At 51.4% G+C, this 17328-nt stretch carries 13 protein-coding genes and 1 tRNA gene; 11 read left to right on the top strand and 3 right to left on the bottom strand.

The genetic code is table 11. The annotated features are described in order from the left end of the window. The first annotated feature begins 24 nt into the window (after positions 1–24). The 3 genes from ABD836_RS11465 (at position 25) to ABD836_RS11475 (ending at position 6176) form a co-directional block, all read left to right on the top strand. Complete coding sequence (locus tag ABD836_RS11465) at positions 25–2382, top strand: TonB-dependent receptor (protein ID WP_344935962.1); 2358 nt, start codon at positions 25–27, stop codon at positions 2380–2382. A 132-nt stretch (positions 2383–2514) separates the two neighbouring features. Continuing rightward, a complete protein-coding gene (locus ABD836_RS11470; RefSeq protein WP_344935964.1) occupies positions 2515–4227 on the top strand; it encodes a lyase in 1713 nt (570 codons plus the stop codon). Continuing rightward, positions 4224–6176, top strand: a complete 1953-nt coding sequence (locus ABD836_RS11475) for a pyrroloquinoline quinone-dependent dehydrogenase (protein WP_344935966.1) — start codon at positions 4224–4226, stop codon at positions 6174–6176. The genes ABD836_RS11470 and ABD836_RS11475 overlap by 4 nt, the downstream gene beginning before the upstream one ends. Before the next feature lie 77 nt (positions 6177–6253). Here the strand turns inward: ABD836_RS11475 and ABD836_RS11480 are convergent, their stop codons facing one another. Beyond that, positions 6254–7165 (bottom strand): pirin family protein, encoded by a 912-nt coding sequence (locus tag ABD836_RS11480; protein ID WP_344935969.1) that lies wholly within the window; start codon positions 7163–7165, stop codon positions 6254–6256. 412 nt (positions 7166–7577) lie between these two features. On the opposite strand from ABD836_RS11480, the gene ABD836_RS11485 reads away from it, so the two are divergent. Both ABD836_RS11485 and ABD836_RS11490 read left to right on the top strand, forming a co-directional pair. Then, positions 7578–9380, top strand: coding sequence for an arylsulfatase (locus ABD836_RS11485; RefSeq protein ID WP_344935971.1), 1803 nt, complete (start codon positions 7578–7580; stop codon positions 9378–9380). A gap of 1 nt (position 9381) precedes the next feature. Beyond that, a complete protein-coding gene (locus tag ABD836_RS11490; protein ID WP_344935973.1) occupies positions 9382–10701 on the top strand; it encodes a hypothetical protein in 1320 nt (439 codons plus the stop codon). A gap of 271 nt (positions 10702–10972) precedes the next feature. On the opposite strand, the gene ABD836_RS19500 is transcribed toward ABD836_RS11490, so the two are convergent. Together ABD836_RS19500 and ABD836_RS11495 are read right to left on the bottom strand one after the other, a co-directional pair. Further along, positions 10973–11149, bottom strand: coding sequence for a hypothetical protein (locus ABD836_RS19500; protein WP_425583037.1), 177 nt, complete (start codon positions 11147–11149; stop codon positions 10973–10975). Positions 11150–11299: 150 nt separating this feature from the next. Next, positions 11300–11386 (bottom strand) — tRNA-Leu (locus ABD836_RS11495). 122 nt (positions 11387–11508) lie between these two features. On the opposite strand from ABD836_RS11495, the gene rnr reads away from it, so the two are divergent. The 6 genes from rnr (at position 11509) to rplI (ending at position 17156) form a co-directional block, all read left to right on the top strand. Next, positions 11509–14205 carry a ribonuclease R gene (gene rnr / locus ABD836_RS11500; RefSeq protein WP_344935975.1) on the top strand — a complete coding sequence of 899 codons (2697 nt, stop codon included), beginning with the start codon at positions 11509–11511 and terminating at the stop codon, positions 14203–14205. Between the two features lie 12 nt (positions 14206–14217). Beyond that, positions 14218–14955, top strand: coding sequence for a 23S rRNA (guanosine(2251)-2'-O)-methyltransferase RlmB (gene rlmB / locus ABD836_RS11505; RefSeq protein ID WP_344935977.1), 738 nt, complete (start codon positions 14218–14220; stop codon positions 14953–14955). 151 nt (positions 14956–15106) lie between these two features. Beyond that, positions 15107–15550, top strand: coding sequence for a 30S ribosomal protein S6 (gene rpsF / locus ABD836_RS11510; RefSeq protein WP_344935979.1), 444 nt, complete (start codon positions 15107–15109; stop codon positions 15548–15550). Positions 15551–15576: 26 nt separating this feature from the next. Continuing rightward, a complete protein-coding gene (rpsR, locus tag ABD836_RS11515; RefSeq protein ID WP_008246166.1) occupies positions 15577–15804 on the top strand; it encodes a 30S ribosomal protein S18 in 228 nt (75 codons plus the stop codon). A 17-nt stretch (positions 15805–15821) separates the two neighbouring features. Next, on the top strand, positions 15822–16670 hold the full coding sequence (locus ABD836_RS11520; protein ID WP_344935984.1) for a YybS family protein: 849 nt from the start codon (positions 15822–15824) through the stop codon (positions 16668–16670). 39 nt (positions 16671–16709) lie between these two features. Continuing rightward, entirely contained in the window at positions 16710–17156 is a 447-nt protein-coding gene (gene rplI, locus ABD836_RS11525; RefSeq protein ID WP_344935986.1) for a 50S ribosomal protein L9, read from the top strand. The last annotated feature ends 172 nt before the right edge of the window (positions 17157–17328 follow it).

The following is a 17328-nucleotide window of genomic DNA, read 5'->3' on the forward strand; positions in this document are numbered from 1 at the left end:
CCGCAAACAACGTAGGAGCACACAATGAAAATAAGATCTGCTATCAATGGCTTACGCCTAAGTCCGATGATCATGGCAATGGGCTTAGCCAATTCCGCTATTGCCGCACCGGTGCTCGAAGAGGTGGTGGTGACCGCCCAGAAGCGAACAGAAAGCTTGCAAGATGTGCCTGTTGCGGTATCGGCGTTGTCGGCTGATGATCTGCAGGAATCAGGTTTCCGCGATATTAGCGATGTCTCTGCGATGGTGCCGTCGCTGTATATTTTGACCACTGAGCAGCCAATGAGTACTGCTGTGCGTATTCGCGGTATTGGTAATGCTGCCAATGTGCCGACCTTTGAGCCAGCGGTGGCGCTGTATATTGATGGCGCGTTTCGGTCGCGCTCGGGGGTGGGCTTAGGGGATATTGTCGATGTGCAAGCCATCGAAGTCTTAAAAGGACCCCAAAGTACCTTGTACGGTAAAAATGCGTCGGCGGGCTTAATCGCGGTGTCGTCTGCGCCGCCGGGGCGAGAGCTCGAAACCATGGCAGAGTTCACATACGCCAGCGATAACTTACATCAACTCAAGGCTTATATCAGCGGCCCATTGACTGACAAGCTCGCGGGGCGCTTAAGTGCCAGTACCACGCGGCGTGGCAACTTGACTGAAAACCTCAGTGGCCCAGATAGCGGTAATCTGAATGACATTGCACTGCGCGGCCAGCTGCAATATGACTTCTCTGAACGCTGGTCTGCGCGCCTGATCGCGGGGTGGTTGGAGCGGGATATGAACGCCATGGCTGCCGATGTTTACTACAGTGCCAAGACGCGGGAGATGATCAGTGAAGCTGGTTACGATATTCGCAATAATGATCCCTTAGATCATATTGTTGAACACAATGAAAAGCCGCTTATTAAGCAGGATTCCAGCGACATTATTCTCAATGTGCAATACGGTGGCGAGGGTTACAGTTTTACCTCGATATCCAGTTTCGACACTTACGATTCTGAAAAATACATGTATAACGTCGAACTTATGCCGATCAATATCGCCAGTAATTTTGACAAACACGCTGGCGACTCCCTCTCACAAGAGTTTCGTATTGCCTCTGAGGGTAGCGACAGTCTGCGTTGGATGACTGGCGTTTATTACTATTACAATGATTTTCAGCGTGGCGACTGGGACGGGCCCTTTCTGCGAATGGAAGATCAGGTCGAAGAATACGGCACGATAGTGGCCAAATATTTTGCCGTGGCGCCGCTGCCGGTGCCCCTGCCAATTCCCGTCGGTGGACTGGGCTTGGTGCCGATTCTGGGCGTGGAGGGCGATGAAGCTTTTTATCGTGCCGAGCAACAAACCACAAGCTATGGCGCGTTTGCCCAAGCCGATTTTGATCTCAGCGAAAAGTGGAATCTGAGTCTCGGTCTACGTTATTCCGATGAAGAAAAAGACGGTTATATTGCGACCTCTAATACCGCGGCAAATGGCTGTTCTGCGCCCTTTGATACCAACCCGGTGTGTTCAGTTGCCCCCAATGTTGACCCCTATGGTGCATCGCTAAGTTGGTCTGCGACGACCGGTAAGGCGAGTCTTAGTTATTTTGCCACGCCGGATGTGATGCTATATCTAAGTTATTCAACTGGCTTTAAGGCGGGTGGTTTTAACTTGGAGTCGGGAACCGTGCCGCCAGAGTTACGCGATTTTGATTCAGAAGAAGTCGAGAATTTTGAGTTTGGTTGGAAGGCTGAATTCTGGGATCAACGCGCGCGGGTGAATGGCGCGGTCTTTCATACCATATACGATGGCCAGCAAAATGCGTCGTTTGTAGGATTAAGCTTTGTGGTGAATAGCGCTGATCAAGTTGTTATGGACGGTGCCGAAGTAGAGGGCTTATTGCTGTTGTCGGACCGTTTTACCCTGAGCGTGAGTGCTACAGCACTCGACGTTATTTACAAGCGCTACGATGGCGGTCAGTGCTATTACGGCCGTGAGCCAGATAATGAATACGCGCAGTGCGATCTCAGCGGCGATAACTTGCCCTTTACGCCAAGCCTGGCGGCGAACGCGGCGCTGCGCTATACCCAGCCACTATTTAATGGTGATCTCTATAGTCGTTTAGCCTACCGCTATCAAGGTTCAAGCTACTATATTCCCGATCTTGATCCCCGCCATGAAGAGCCTGCTTACGGTGTTGTTGATGCCCGGCTTGGCTGGCGCAGCGCCAACGTTGATATCGCCTTTTGGGTTAAAAATTTGCTGGATGAACAGTACGCATCGGCCATAGGTCCCGCGACGTTTCACGCCGTGCTCGACGCGAGTGTTGGCTCGCCTGAGGGTTCTTATCAGACGTTTCTGGGTGATCCCCGTAGCGTGGGTATGACCCTGCGTTTAAATTATTAGCGGGTAATATAAGGTTTTTATATTTTGTGTTAGCTGAACAGGCTAAGAGAACAATAATAGGACAAGAAAATGGCTTCGGTGATAAATAAACTTATATTGACGTGCGTCGGTATGGCTCTGGCGGGGCACGCAATGGCTGCGCAATTTTCGCTTACTGACAGCGCTGGACAGCCTTTGAGCACCGTAATGGTTACTCGGGTATTAGCGCAAAAGCCCGTGCTGAGCTTGAGCGATGACGGATATCCTGCACATGGCGTGAGTAATCAGGCCGCGGTTGAAAATACCCGATTCAGCGACGCTAGCGGCAAGCTTGCTTTCCCTGAAACAGACGCAGTTTATGATTATCGCTTTCGTAAGCCCGGCTTTAAGGACCAGCACTTAAGAAGCGTGGATTTGACTGACAATACCGAAGTGACGATGGTGCGCGAGTTGGACCCGCGCATGCTCGCCGAACAAAAACCATCGAACGTCTGGTTGTCGCAGCTGGATATTGGCGGTGGTAAAAAACTGCGTGAGCATTTCGCCTTAAATTGTGCGTTTTGTCATCAGCAGGCCTCGCCATTTATGCGGGTTGAGCGCAGCGCCGATGAGTGGTTGACGGTCATTGATCGTATGGGCGGCTATGGTGCGCGCATTGCGGGCGACCTAGGTGAGCCTCTGGCTGAGGGTTTGGCTGCGGGCTACCAGCGCTTAAATGCAAACTTTACAACGTTGCCGGAGCCGCGCTCCTGGGACGCGGAGCTGTCTGGCGCGCAGTATACCGAGTGGCCGATCGGTGATGGATTCTCGCAGATGCACGATTTTATTTTGCATCCCAATGGCATGGTCTATGTGGGCGATAATCTGCAGGACCGGATTTATGAAGTGAACCCAGATACTGGCGTCTATACAGTGTACAAAGTCCCTCATGAGGCCGAGGATAAGTTGGGTGGATTCTTGGGGAATCGCTTTAAGGCTTACGGAAAAATAAATAATTATCTCGGCGTACATTCATTTGCAGTATCGCCGAAGGACGGTCATATTTTTTCAACGCCGTCGATGCAGCGCGCTTTGCTGGAATTTGATCCAGTGACTAAAACCTTTACGCGCCATGAAATGAAGCGAGGCTTTTATCCCCACACTATTCGTACGGACGACCAGGACCGCGTGTGGTTTACCCTCGCCCTGTCGTCGCAAGTGGCAATGTGGGATCGTCAAAAAAAGGTCTTCACGTATTTCGATATTCCCGCGCGCAATGTTAAAGAGTGGCTTACGATCAAACTTTTGCCACTGATCTTTTGGCTTGATCCGGAAACTCGGCCTATGCCCTCGGTCGATCGCGAATCCAGCGGCTTACCCATGCCCTATGGTATTGATGTGGCACCCGACGGTCGGGTTTGGTTTGCACGCCTTTACGCTAATGATTTTGGTTATATTGATCCCGAGACAGGTGATGTGACGGTAGTCGATGCCGAGGTAACCGGTCCGCGTCGTTTGCGCGTCGATGCGAACAACAGAGTGTGGATGGTGTCATTTCAAACCGGCTTATTGGTGATGTATGACCCCGCAAGTAAGGAATTAACGGAATATGCATTGCCAGTTCTGAGCGAATTTCCCTATGCTTTAAATGTTGATCGGGCACGCGGTGCCGTGTGGGTTAATGGCAATCAGTCCGATACAATCATGCGCTTTGATATGGCCGCTGAGACCTGGCAGGTATACCCCATGCCGCGCCGCCGCACGTTTACACGCGACATAGAAATTGCGGAAGACGGTTCGGTCTATACCACTAACTCTCATTTCCCAAGCTGGCAAATAGAAGATGCGCAGCCGACCTTGATTCATATTCAGCCCTACTCGCAATGATGATTCAGCGCGTTATTCTGCTGCTGACGGGCTGCGCGCTATTGCTGCCCGCGGCAGCGCAAGATTGGAATTACTATCGCGGCGATCAGGGCGGCTCTGGTTTTTCGCCACACCAGCAAATCACCAGTGATAATGTCAGTACTCTGCAAGTGGCCTGGCAGTATCGCAGTGGTGAGGCCCAGCAATTTGCCGAAGAGCTACCCCGCAGCGCGCTAGAGACTACGCCGATATTATTGCCCGAGGCCGCTGGCGGCCATTTGGTGTTTTGCACTGCTTTTAATCAGGTAATTGCGCTTGATCCGGAAACTGGTGCGGAGCGCTGGCGATATGACCCGGAAATTTCCCTTGCCGGCGATCGGCCCTTTAAATGCCGAGGGGTGAGCTGGTGGACAGACCCTGATGGACTTGCTGGTCAGCAGTGTCGGCAGCGCATATTCACCGCAACGCATGATCGCCGTTTGATTGCCCTCGATGCCCGCAATGGAAAACTGTGCGAGGGTTTTGGAAATAAAGGTACTGTAAAACTGTATAGCGACGCCGAGGGTTTTATTCCCGGTGACATTGGCAGTGTGTCTCCGCCGGTCGTGGTGAACGGTACGATCGTCATCGGTTCGGCGGTGGTGGACTTTGTTCGCGCTCACACTCCGCGCGGCACGGTTAAAGCCTTTGACGCTCGCAGTGGCGCAGCGCGTTGGCAGTTTGAGCCGATACCGCTAGATGCCAAAGCTCCAAATGCTAAACAATGGCCAGTGGATGCGGTGGCGGTGTCAGGCGGCGCCAATGCTTGGGCGCCGCTGTCGGTTGACGAAGTGCGGGATCTGGTTTTTATTCCCACCGGCGCGCCTTCACCAGATTATTATGGCGCTCTGCGTCCTGGCGATAATCGCTACGCGAATTCACTGGTGGTTTTGCGCGGCAGTACTGGCGAAGTGGTTTGGAGTTTTCAGTTTGTTCATCACGACGTGTGGGATTACGACACACCTGCGCAACCGATGCTGGTTGAGTTGCAGCGCGATGGCAAAGCTATTCCTGCCGTTGTGCAATTGACCAAGCAAGGTTTTGTGTTTGTATTTCATCGCGAAACCGGCGAGCCATTATTTCCTATTATTGAAAAGGCGGTGCCGCAGTCAGCGGTGGCGGGGGAGCTGTTATCGCCTACCCAGCCCACATCTCCTGAACTGCCCTTATTATTGAGTCACGATTTAAATGCCGAAAACGCTTGGGGATTAACGGCCTGGGATCGTGGCGCCTGCGCCAAAAAAATTACCAGTTTGAACAATCAGGGGTTGTTCACTGCCTTAGCCGAAACCCCAACCTTGATGTTGCCGGGTAGCCTTGGCGGTGCAAATTGGGGTGGTGGTGTATTTTGGCCGGCGCGCCAACAATTAGTCGTTAATGTTAATACCGCACCCTTTGTCGGGCATTTAAAGCCAATAAGCGTTACTGAAGCGGGCGAACACCTGCCGCCAGCCGGTAAAACCATGCGTATTACCATGGCGGGTACGCCGTATACGGTGGTGGTCGAGAGTCTGCTGTCGCCATTGGGCATCCCCTGCAGTGAACCGCCTTGGGGAAAATTAATGGCCATTGATTTGGCCAAGGGCGAGGTCCTGTGGCAAACGCCATTGGGCTCGGTGCACGAAATGGCGCCCTTTCCGCTGCCCTTTGATATTAATTGGGGAACACCTAATTTAGGTGGCGCGCTAATGACTGCCGGCAATCTAGTGTTTATTGGCGCGACCATGGACAGGCGTTTTCGCGCTTTTTCTGCCGATAGTGGCGAGATGCTTTGGCAGCACACCTTGCCGGTCGATGCGCCGGCATCGCCAATGACTTACCAGCGCGGTGGGCGGCAGTTCGTCGTTATTGCCGCCGGTGGGCATCATATGTACCAACGCAAGATGGGGGACTATATCGTTGCGTTTGCATTGCCTAAATCGCGAAAGTAAGGCGTCACCGTCGTGACGACGATGAAAAGCGTCGGGTGAACGCGCTATTACGGAGCCAAGATCAAGTACTTGCCACGTTATTTAGGTAGGGGAATGAACTCATCTTCGTCACCGCAGACCAAGGGAAAATTGCCGTTTTCCCAATCGACTTTGGCTTGCTCAACGCGCGTCTTTCGGCTGGAGATGAAGTTCCATTCCATATAGCGTTTGCCAAGGGGTTTACCGCCGATTAGCGACAACAGGCAATCCTCCTCAGCAGTCACTTTAATGCCGGTTTCTGCAGTAAATACTGCCATTGTGTATTGGCTTAGCAGCGTGCCGCGGGCATTGAGACTGCCTTCAATAACATACAGCGCGCGCTCATCGGCATCGGGAAGCATTAGCGATTGACCGGCCTTGAGGCGCGCTTCGATATAGATTGTTTCGGAATGGGTTTTGACTGGGGAGCGAGCGCCGTAGGCGTGGCCCATGATCACCCGTACCGGAACACCATCTACTTCAACCATTGGAATTTCTGCTGAGGGATAGTGGTGAAAGGACGGGGCAATTTCCTCGTCGGTAGTCGGCAGCGCCAACCACAGCTGTAGACCATGTAGGCGATGATGGCTCGCGGTGACTTCTGGCCGCTCTCGCTCTGAATGCACAATGCCTTTGCCCGCCACCATGAGATTAACGTCGCCGGGCCGAATCGCCTGGAGACTGCCGAGGGAATCTCGATGCAGTATTTCGCCCTCAAAAAGGTAAGTGACAGTGGCTAAATTGATGTGAGGGTGGGGGCGAACATTAATGCCGCTGCCAGGCGCAAACTCCGCGGGGCCCATATGATCAAAGAATACCCAGGGGCCCACCATTTTCAACTGGCGGGTGGGCAGGGTGCGGCGCACGGTGAACTCACCAAGATCTTTGTCGCGTGGCTTAATGAGCAAACGAATTGCACCACAACCCTCATTAACATCGCATTCTTGTTCAATTTCATGCTCGTTACTCATGCTCTCTCTCCTTTGTTTTTCGATTAACATTCCATGGCACAATAGATGGTGGCGAAAATGAATATAGCGGTGCGCCGCCAGCGCCTTATTTTGTGAACTAATAATCTACCGAATAGACAATGTCTGTCTACCTCTGACCTTCTCGCACGACAGCAGCTAGTTTTATATTTATTGAAGTCCAGCTTGGATTTATACAAACAGCTAGGCGAGCCATTTGTGCGCAATTTAATTTAATGCGCCGGCTGAGAGCGGCCGGGTGAGAAGATATTCGTGACTGACTGATGTCTATTCGGTGAACAGAAGGGCGAGCTGGAGTCAGTTCGCCCTTTTTCTTTAATGGCCGGGCTATCAATCAGCTAAGGGATTGAATATATTGGCATACGCTAGGACAATTCTTTTGGTGAGAGTCGCAATGAGTATCCACGCTAAAAATAATAAGATAAATAACAGGCTGTATTTTCCGGTATTTGCCATCACGCTGCTTGGCCTGTTGCTAGCGACTACCCCGGTACTAGCGCAGCCCTCACCAAATATTGTTGTGATTCTTGTTGATGATGCCGGTTTAATGGACTTTGAGCCCTACGGCGGTGAGGCGCGTATGCCTAGCATTCAACGCCTAGCAGACCAGGGGGTTCGTTTCAGTAATTACCGCACATCGCCGCTTTGCGCACCTTCGCGCGCCATGTTGCTAACGGGTGTTGATAATCATCTCACCGGTGTGGCGACAATCCCTGAAGTAATACCCGCAGAACATGAAGGTAAACCCGGTTACTCGCTAGCCCTTGAACCGGGTGTGAAAACCATTGCGGATCATTTGCGAACGGCGGGTTACCGAACGTATATGACGGGTAAATGGCATTTGGGACGGCGAGTTCAAGACTTGCCGGTCAGTCACGGCTTTGACCGCTCCTTTATTTTAGATGCCTCAGGTGCAGATAACTGGGAACAAAAGCCGTATATGCCTTATTACACCACGGCGCCCTGGTATGAAGATGATCAGCCGGCCACCTTGCCCGAAGATTTTTATTCCTCTGCTTTTATAGTCGATAAAATGATCGACTATATTGATGCCGATAACAAAACTGCAGATAAAAGCGCGCAACCTTTTTTTGCCTATTTAGCCTTCCAGGCCATTCATATTCCTATTCAAGCGCCAAGAGAATTCACCGAGCACTACGACGGTGTTTACGATCGAGGCTGGCATGTATTGCGCGAGCAGCGTTGGCAAAAAGCTAAACAGCTTGGCCTCATTCCCCCAAATGCCGCCTTGGCCGCGATGCCAGAAGGGCTGCGCGATTGGCAAAAGCTAAGTGATGAAGAGCGGCGTTTTTATGCCAAAGCTATGGAAGTTAATGCCGGTATGCTAGAGGCCATGGATCATCATATCGGACGCCTTATCAGCTGGCTTGAACAGAGCGGCCAATTGGAAAATACCCTGTTCGTGATAACGTCCGATAACGGCCCCGAATTTAACGATATTGTTAATACCGCCGGTATTGGATTGTGGAAAGCAGTCAGTGGTTACAATAGTGATATTGATACCCTGGGTGAAAAGGGCAGCTTAGTTTCGATAGGCCCAGAGTGGGCATCTGCGGCGGCATCGCCTAATAAAATGTTTAAGTTTTATAGCAGTGATGGTGGTATTCGTGTTCCGCTGATTATTGCCGGGCCGATGATACCCCAAGGTACGATGCAATCGTCGCTGGCTATGGTCACCGATATCACTCCGACCATACTAGACTATCTCGGTGTGTCTGCATCGCTAAGCAAAAACGATATCGGCATCACCGGTCGCAGCTTAAAGGCGGTGCTAAACGGTAGTCGCGAGCAGACCTATGGCCCCAGTGAATCAGTCGGTCTGGAGGTGGCGGGTAATGCCGCGCTCTTGAAAGGCCAGTATAAATTGGCGCGTAATTTACCTCCCTACGGAGACGGTATTTGGCGCTTGTATAATCTGCACAAAGACCCTGGTGAGACGAGTGATCTAGCCGAAGGCGAACCTGTCGTATTCAGCACCTTGCTCGCCGACTACCAGCAGTACGCAGCGACGCACGGCGTGCAGACCATGCCCGAAGGCTACGACGCCGTTGAACAAATTAAGCGCAACACCTATAAAAAACTCTTTAGCGTGTATTACTTCTATTTAATCGCGCCATCGCTCCTATTGCTGGCAGTGTTGGTTTGGTTTGTCAGGCGTCGGTGGGGAGGACAATAACGTGAGTGCATATATCTCCAATCGCAATGCGGTTGCCAGCGGATACTACAATAGTCCCTGGTCTTGTGAAGATGGAGGCCCTGAGCGATTGCAAATGCCAACCTCTATTAGCGGCTTAAATATTCTGGCGACTGATCGGGTGAAACTAGTGAGCCGGCGGCTGCTCATAGGTAATATGGTGCTGTTACGGGACCCTGGTGAAGTGTATCTCATGCACCACGATACTCTGCGAAGAGGCCTGGGGTTTGACTGCCACTCTTACATTGAAAAAATTGACCCACAAACATTAGCACCTCTTAAAAAGTCGCCCAAGCTTGTTGGCGGTCCATTTTGGCCAGGTGGCTTTGCCATTCATCGCAACGGTGATCTTTATGTGACATTTGGTCGTTACTTGCATCGCTTGAACCCAGACTGCGAATGTATCAACAGCTTGAAACTGCCGCAAAACTTACCTTATAACTCCCACGTGATTTTGGATAGCGGCTATCTCGTTACCAAACCGATTGCTGAGGATGGCCAAACACAATTACTGCTCATTGATCCCGATACCCTGACCATAAGTCACGCAATTGAGATGCCAGAGCCGTCAATCTCGAGGTTAAGCGCGGTGGGGAACACCGTGTATGTCACGGGTGTTACCGCCATTCACCGTTATCACTTTGATACTGCCGGCAAAACATTAGAGCGCGATTGCGACTGGGCGCTTAACTATATCGACAACGCCCTTCAAAATCCGGGACAAAGCTACGGCTGGGACCCCGTCATTGATCAGCACAATATTTGGTTTATGGATAACGGCAAGCATACCGCCAATAAAGCACTATCGATGCTCAATGAGGGGGTGGCGTTAAGCCCCAATAATATTATTCGTGTCAGTGTTAGTGACAGTCGTGATTTTAGTATTACGCCAATTAGCGGCATAAGTGGTGGAAGCATTAGCAATCCGCCACTGTACTGTAGTCAGCGGCGTATTTTAGTGGCCTACGATTCAGCTAATGCATTTATAAAGGCGTGGCGGCATGATCTAGAAACTAATCAGCTGACTGCCTTGTGGCAACGTGACGACTTCGGTATGGCAGGTCATGGGCTCTATTTTGCAGATACTGGTGAATTGGTAACAGAAGACTACCGCAGTCTGAAAACCTGGCGAGGTCTGAAAAATGGCGAAGAGAACGTCATTCTCGATATTGAAACTGGTGAGGAGAAAGCCCGTTTTGCGATGAATAACTATGTGCAGTCTTATTGTTTCCCTGCGCCTGGTTTTGCTCGTGACTATTACTGGCTTGGTTTAGACAAGCTGACGCATGTGACTTTTGAGTAAGTTCTAGTGTCGTCGATAATAACAAAAACCTAAACATTCCCTGTTGACTGTCGTTGCTTTGCCACACAGTAGTGGTTTTCAAACCGTTTGCAGGCAGGGTCCTTCAATTGGCACGTGACGATAAGGTGATTTGGCTATTGGCGCTGTGTTTGGGGTCGGCTGCCGCCGAGATCGGTGTCTCAGGGTGTTGATTTGCATCCCCTGTGTTCGATGGCGCTCACTATGGCGTCAAAGACGGACTGTGATGCCTCTTTGGTTGCGGCCAATTCCTTTATTTGATCGTTGCTTTCCGTGATTGCAAACGTAATCTGGTCAAGTTTTCGAATATTTCATCCGTGGCCATAGCATACCGCCTTGCTCGCACGATCGCGGTCGGTCGATGGAATGTCTGAAGTGACCGGCGAAGCTCGCGCGTATTACTGAAGAATAGTCTGTGTTTTATGGGTATAACGCGGCTAAAATTTAGCCGCCGTGTCTATCCTTGCAAATATATGATGAACTCATGTGGAGGCCCAACGCCCCGTCGGAGTGTCATGTCTAGATTGGAGTCCGCCGATAAGGCGCTAGAATGGTTGCGTGAGAGGCTTTTGGGATATAATGGTGCCCAGGAGAGGACTTGAACCTCCACCCCCTTGCGAGGACTAGCACCTGAAGCTAGCGTGTCTACCAATTTCACCACCTGGGCGGGGGATGATCAGCATTAATACTGAGCCGCGCAATTTACTGATAGAAAGTATTTTTGTCAACGGTTGCGTTACACTACACCTATATTTTTAAATTTTCATTGTATAAAGGAAGTCTGACTGAATGGCTAAACGCCGAAATATCCCCGATCCCCACGCTGAACGTGAGGCGTCGAACTACGAAAACCCGGTTCCCAGCCGTGAATATATTCTAGAACAATTAAAAGAAAGCGAAAAAGGCATTAGCCAAGCGCAGCTGCGCCGTCAGCTCGAAATTGAGGGCGAAGAGCAGGAAGAGGGGCTGCGCCGTCGAATTAAGGCAATGTTACGCGATGGTCAAATAATTGAAGGTCGTCGTGGCCAGTTGCGCGCGATTAGTGGCGGCGACAGCATGGTCGGCAAGGTGATTGGCCATCGTGACGGTTTTGGTTTTGTCAGTATTGAAGGTGAGTCTGAAGACGTGTATCTGGCCAATCGCCAGATGCAGCAGGTTTTTGATGGTGACACGGTTAAAGTTGAAGTTACTGGTGTTGATCAGCGCGGTCGCCGTGAAGGTGTGATCGTTGAGGTGGTTGAGCACAATACCCAGCAATTAGTTGGCAAGCTGATGATGCACCGTGGTCTGCCTCAGGTAGTTCCCGAGAATACTCGCATCCAAAATTGGCTGGCCCTAGAAGATAACGACGTTGCGACCGCCAAAGAAGGCGATTACGTGATGGTTGAGCTTACCCAGCAGCCTGGGCAGCGTCAGCAGGCACGAGGTCGTATTACCGAGGTATTGGGTGATCGGCGTACGGTTGGTGTTGCTACCGAATTGGCGATTCGCAGTCACGATATTCCTTTTGAATGGCCCGAGGCTGTTGAAGAAGAGGCGCGGCGTTTTGGTTCAGAGCCAGCAGAAAAGGATAAGGCGCATCGCGTAGATTTGCGGCAGTTGCCACTCGTTACGATTGATGGTGAAGACGCTCGTGATTTTGATGACGCAGTGTACTGTGAGCCTAAAAAATCGGGCGGGTATCGTTTGTGGGTGGCCATTGCTGATGTTTCGCACTATGTACAGGTTGGTTCGGCGCTAGATCAGGAGGCGCACAAGCGCGCGACTTCGGTGTATTTCCCTGATCGCGTTGTGCCGATGCTGCCCGAGGCCCTTTCTAATGGCTTGTGTTCATTAAAACCCGATGTTGATCGTTTGACGATGGTCTGTGAAATGACCATTAGTGCTAGCGGTAAGCTGAGTGGTTATGTTTTTTATGAAGGCTTAATTCGCTCGCATGCTCGCTTGACCTATAACGAAGTAGGTGCACTATTAGAGCTTGAGGGCGTAGACCCTAAGTACAACACGGGCCGTAATGCCCATTTACTGCCGCAGCTGCGTTATTTGCAAGACCTCTATAAAGTGTTGCGTAAGGCGCGCTCTGAGCGTGGCGCCATCGACTTTGAAACCGTGGAAACGCGGATTGTGTTTGATGATGAAAAACGCATAGAAGCGATTGTGCCGATTCGTCGTCACGACGCCCACAAACTAATAGAAGAGTGTATGTTGTGCGCCAACGTTGCTACGGCGCGAGCTTTAGACCGTTCCGGGCTAGAGGCGTTGTATCGGGTGCACAGCGGTCCATCAGAACAGAAGCTCACTAATTTACGTGAGTTTCTTGGCGAAATTGGTTTGAGCTTGCAGGGTGGTGAAGAGCCTAGCCCGAAAGATTATCAAATGCTGCTATCGAATTTGGGTGAGCGCCCAGATGCCGCAGTTATTCAGACGATGATGCTGCGTTCATTAAGTCAGGCGGTCTATCACCCTGAAAATGAAGGCCATTTTGGTTTGCACTATGCTGGCTATACGCACTTCACTTCGCCAATTCGTCGCTACCCAGATTTACTTGTGCATCGCGCGCTGCGGTATTTGGTGCGCAGTGGCGGCGGTGAAGCGGCGGCTTGCTTCCACAAGATCGGTGATGCGCCGAATCTTGATCGTAAAAACATTTATCCCTACGATTTTGATGCGCTTGTTGCGCAGGGTGCCAATTCGTCGATGGCCGAGCGCCGTGCCGATGAGGCCAGTCGTGATGTAATGGCTTTTCTTAAATGTGAGTTCTTGCAGGACCACGTTGGTAGTGAGCACGAAGGTATTATTGCTGCGGTGACGGGCTTTGGTATGTTCGTCGAATTGCAGGATTTATATATAGAAGGCTTGGTGCATATCACTGCCTTGCCGCAAGACTTTTACCAATTTGATCAAGCTCATCAGCGTTTAATTGGCGAACGCACTCGTCGAGTGTTCCAGCTCGGTGATTCCTTGCGGGTTCAAGTTTTGGCGGTAAACCTCGATCAGCGCAAAATTGACCTTGGCGTTGTGGCCGGGGACGACGTTGGTAAAAAAGTTGCCTTTGATACGGCCAAGCCAGCTAGTGATGCGCCTAAGCGCCAGCGTCGCAAACCAGGGCAAAGTCGTGGTCGCAGTGCGGAACCCAAAACGGCTTCGGCTTCCCCGCGCCGCCGAAAACCTGAGCCTGCCGCACCGGCAGCCAAATCCGCGCCGCGGAAAAAACGTAAGGCAGTTGTGCCGGTCGTTGCTGAGGTGCCTGTTGCAGCACCCAAAAAGACTTCGGTTCGCGAGGCCTTGGCTAAGGGCTTAAAAGGCTTAATGCCGACTAAGCCCAAAACAGCGGCAAAATCTAAGGCTGGCTCGACGACCGCGGAATCTAAAGCGGGCGCGACTGCAAAGCCGCGTCGTAGCCGGTCTGCCGCGGCAAGTGAGGCGCCCAAAAAATCGGGTGGCAAAGCGAAGTCGGGCGCACCAAGAACGCGTCGTAGTCGATAGAGAGTTTATTCCGTGGCAGAAAAGATTTTTGGCATACATGCGGTGCAGAGTGTGCTGGCTCGCAGCCCTGAACGTGTTCAGGAGCTCTATGTGCAAACCGGGCGGCTTGATAAGCGTCTGCAGGTAGTGCTCGACCTTGCTAAATTGGCGAATGTTCGTGTTGTTCAGCGTGCGCGTCCTGAATTGGATGCCATGGTCGAGGGGCGCCATCAGGGTCTTGTTGCTCTTGTAGAGGCTGCGGCCCAATTTCAGGAGAGCGATCTTCTTGATTTGGTGGCGGCCGCGGGAAGCTCTGCGCTGGTCTTGGTGCTGGATGGTGTTACCGATCCACATAACCTGGGCGCTTGTTTGCGCAGTGCCGATGCAGCTGGGGTTACTGTTGTAGTAGCGCCGCGCGACAACTCGGTCGGTTTGAGTGCTACGGTATTGAAGGTCGCCTGCGGTGCTGCAGAGGTTGTGCCCTTTGTGCAAGTTACTAATCTCGCCCGCAGCTTGCAGCAAATGCAGCAAGCGGGGGTGTGGGTGATGGGCATGGCCGGTGAGGCGGATTTGTCGCTTTATGAGCAAGACTTATCTGGGCCGTTGGCCTTGGTGCTGGGCGCCGAGGGCAGTGGTATGCGGCGCTTGACTCGTGAGAACTGCGATTACCTTGCAAAACTACCCATGGCGGGTTCGGTGAGCAGCTTGAATGTGTCAGTGGCGACCGGTATTTGTCTGTTCGAGGCGGTGCGTCAACGCTTAAAAGCCTGAATTGGTTAATATGTGTGCGAATCACTTGCATATCACCTCCGATATACCTAAAATCCGCGCTCTTGATTTATTGGTAGTTCCGACTGTTTTGGTCGGGGCTGTCCTCCTTGTCACACCGTAAAGGGTGGCTTAACCCGTAAGGAGCTGAAAAATGCGTCACTACGAGATAGTGTTCTTGGTCCATCCAGACCAGAGCGAACAAGTACCAGGTATGGTTGAGCGTTATACTCAAGCCATCGAAAAAGACGGCGGTAAAGTTCACCGTCTAGAAGATTGGGGCCGTCGTCAGCTGGCATACCCAATCAACAAAATCCACAAAGCACACTATGTGCTGATCAATGCTGAAGCGTCTGCTGAAGCTGTGGAAGAGTTGACTACTAACTTCCGTTATAACGACGCCGTTCTGCGTAACCTTATTATTCGCTGCGATGAAGCTGTGACTGAAGAGTCGCCAATCATGAAAGCAGAGAATGAGAGCCGCGAGCGTCGTAGCCGCAGCGAACAGCGTGTTGAGCGCAGCCGTGACGAATCTGAGTCAACGACTGATGACAATAGTGAATCTGAAGCCAGTACGGCTGAAGACGACGCTGAATAATTGCGCACTGAGTTAGGAGAGTAGTTATGGCACGTTTTTTCCGTCGTCGTAAATTTTGCCGCTTCACCGCGGAAGGCGTCAGCCAGATCGATTATAAAGATCTGGAAACCCTGAAAGCATATGTTTCAGAAACAGGTAAAATTGTACCTAGCCGTATCACTGGTACAAATGCTAGATACCAGCGCCAATTGTCTACCGCAATTAAGCGCGCACGTTTCCTTGCTTTGCTGCCTTACACAGACAGCCATAAGTAATCAAACGACGTAAAATTATGCGCGCCTTAGCTGAATTCATTATGAAAGGGCGCTTGCAGGCGGTAGCCGTTGCAGGCTTGGGTGTTGGTACGCTCATGTTTGCTTGGGTTGGCGTTGCAGCCGCAACATTGGTGATGTTGCGTAAAGGCTTGAGTGAAGGTGCCTACGTTGTTTTTTGGGCACTGTTACCAGCAATCGCGGTGGCCGCTATAGGGGCAGACGTTGGTCCTTTGACCATGTTGCTTGGCGCGGCTGCGACAGCGGCGGTGTTGCGGAGTACCCAGCAATGGGGGTACGCAATGTTGGCTGCGGTTGGTGCTGGCGTGCTAACTGCACTAATTTTGATGCACATGGCTGGCGATTATCTGGCCTCGATTCTGGCAATGGTACAACCCATGCTAGAGCGGATGCAGGTTTCTGCGTCGGGGCGTTTGCCAGAAATTGGCAGCGGCGATATTGCTGCAGTGATCGGTGTTAGCACAGTGTTATGGAGTACGCTGGCAGTGATGCTAGCGAGATGGTGGCAGTCGATATTGTACAATCCCGGCGGGTTTCGCCAGGAAATGTGGCAGTTTCGTTTGCCTCCAAGCATAACAGTGACCTTGGTTGCCCTGATGTTGCTGGTAAGCAATGTTGGCGGGGATTATCGTTTTTGGGGAGTAATGTGTGTGCTACCCATTGTGATATCTGGCATTGCCTTGGTCCATGGTGCAGCGGGACGCTTGGGTTTAGGCCGCGCATGGTTAATAGTTTTTTATGTAGCGCTGTTGTTGTTAGGGCCGCTGTGGGCGGGTTTGATTTTAATAGCGATTGTGGATAGTTGGATTGATATTAGGCGGCGTTTGCCGAATCGCTCTCAACCATAGAGCGGCGCAAACGCAGGCGAATTTAAGAGGGTGAGAACCATGCAAGTGATTCTGCTGGAGAAAATTGGCAAGCTTGGCAACTTGGGTGATCAGGTTAATGTAAAAGGCGGTTACGGCCGTAATTTCCTGATTCCATTTGGCAAGGCAGTACCTGCCACCAAAACAAATGTTGCTGAATTTGAAGCGCGTCGCGCTGATTTAGAAGCGACCGCTGCTGAAAAGCGCAGTGTTGCTGATGCCCGCGCTGAGAAGCTGGCGGCGTTGTCTGTGACTATTGAAGCGAATTCAGGCGACGGCGGCAAACTGTTCGGCTCTATCGGTACTCGCGATATTGCTGATGCAGTAACTGCAGCTGGTGTTGAATTGAACAAAAGCGAAGTACGTATGCCAGAAGGTCCGATTCGTGACCTGGGCACTTACGACGTTGCAATTCAATTGCACAGCGATGTTGTTCAAACAGTTAGCATTGCGGTTGTTGCCGAGTAAATTTGCTAATCTGTTTCTGATCTGACCCATAGCGTGCGGAGCGGTTAAGGCTGTCTTTGCGAGCGTGGCGGTGAATAATCACCGCTGCAGTAAGGTGTCGGTGAGGTATTAAAAAAGCACGGCCGTTCTTTGTAGCGGCGGTGCTTTTTTTTTGCCACAATGCCCGATCTAT

It is taken from the genome of Zhongshania borealis, assembly GCF_039539625.1.
In the GTDB taxonomy this organism is placed as follows: domain Bacteria; phylum Pseudomonadota; class Gammaproteobacteria; order Pseudomonadales; family Spongiibacteraceae; genus Spongiibacter; species Spongiibacter borealis.

Coding starts and splice junctions, on each gene's coding strand:
- ABD836_RS11465 (WP_344935962.1), top strand. CDS start 25: ATGAAAATAAGATCTGCTATCAATGGCTTACGCCTAAGTCCGATGATC.
- ABD836_RS11470 (WP_344935964.1), top strand. CDS start 2,515: ATGGCTGCGCAATTTTCGCTTACTGACAGCGCTGGACAGCCTTTGAGC.
- ABD836_RS11475 (WP_344935966.1), top strand. CDS start 4,224: ATGATGATTCAGCGCGTTATTCTGCTGCTGACGGGCTGCGCGCTATTG.
- ABD836_RS11480 (WP_344935969.1), bottom strand. CDS start 7,165: ATGAGTAACGAGCATGAAATTGAACAAGAATGCGATGTTAATGAGGGT.
- ABD836_RS11485 (WP_344935971.1), top strand. CDS start 7,578: ATGAGTATCCACGCTAAAAATAATAAGATAAATAACAGGCTGTATTTT.
- rnr (WP_344935975.1), top strand. CDS start 11,509: ATGGCTAAACGCCGAAATATCCCCGATCCCCACGCTGAACGTGAGGCG.
- rpsF (WP_344935979.1), top strand. CDS start 15,107: ATGCGTCACTACGAGATAGTGTTCTTGGTCCATCCAGACCAGAGCGAA.
- rpsR (WP_008246166.1), top strand. CDS start 15,577: ATGGCACGTTTTTTCCGTCGTCGTAAATTTTGCCGCTTCACCGCGGAA.
- ABD836_RS11520 (WP_344935984.1), top strand. CDS start 15,822: ATGCGCGCCTTAGCTGAATTCATTATGAAAGGGCGCTTGCAGGCGGTA.
- rplI (WP_344935986.1), top strand. CDS start 16,710: ATGCAAGTGATTCTGCTGGAGAAAATTGGCAAGCTTGGCAACTTGGGT.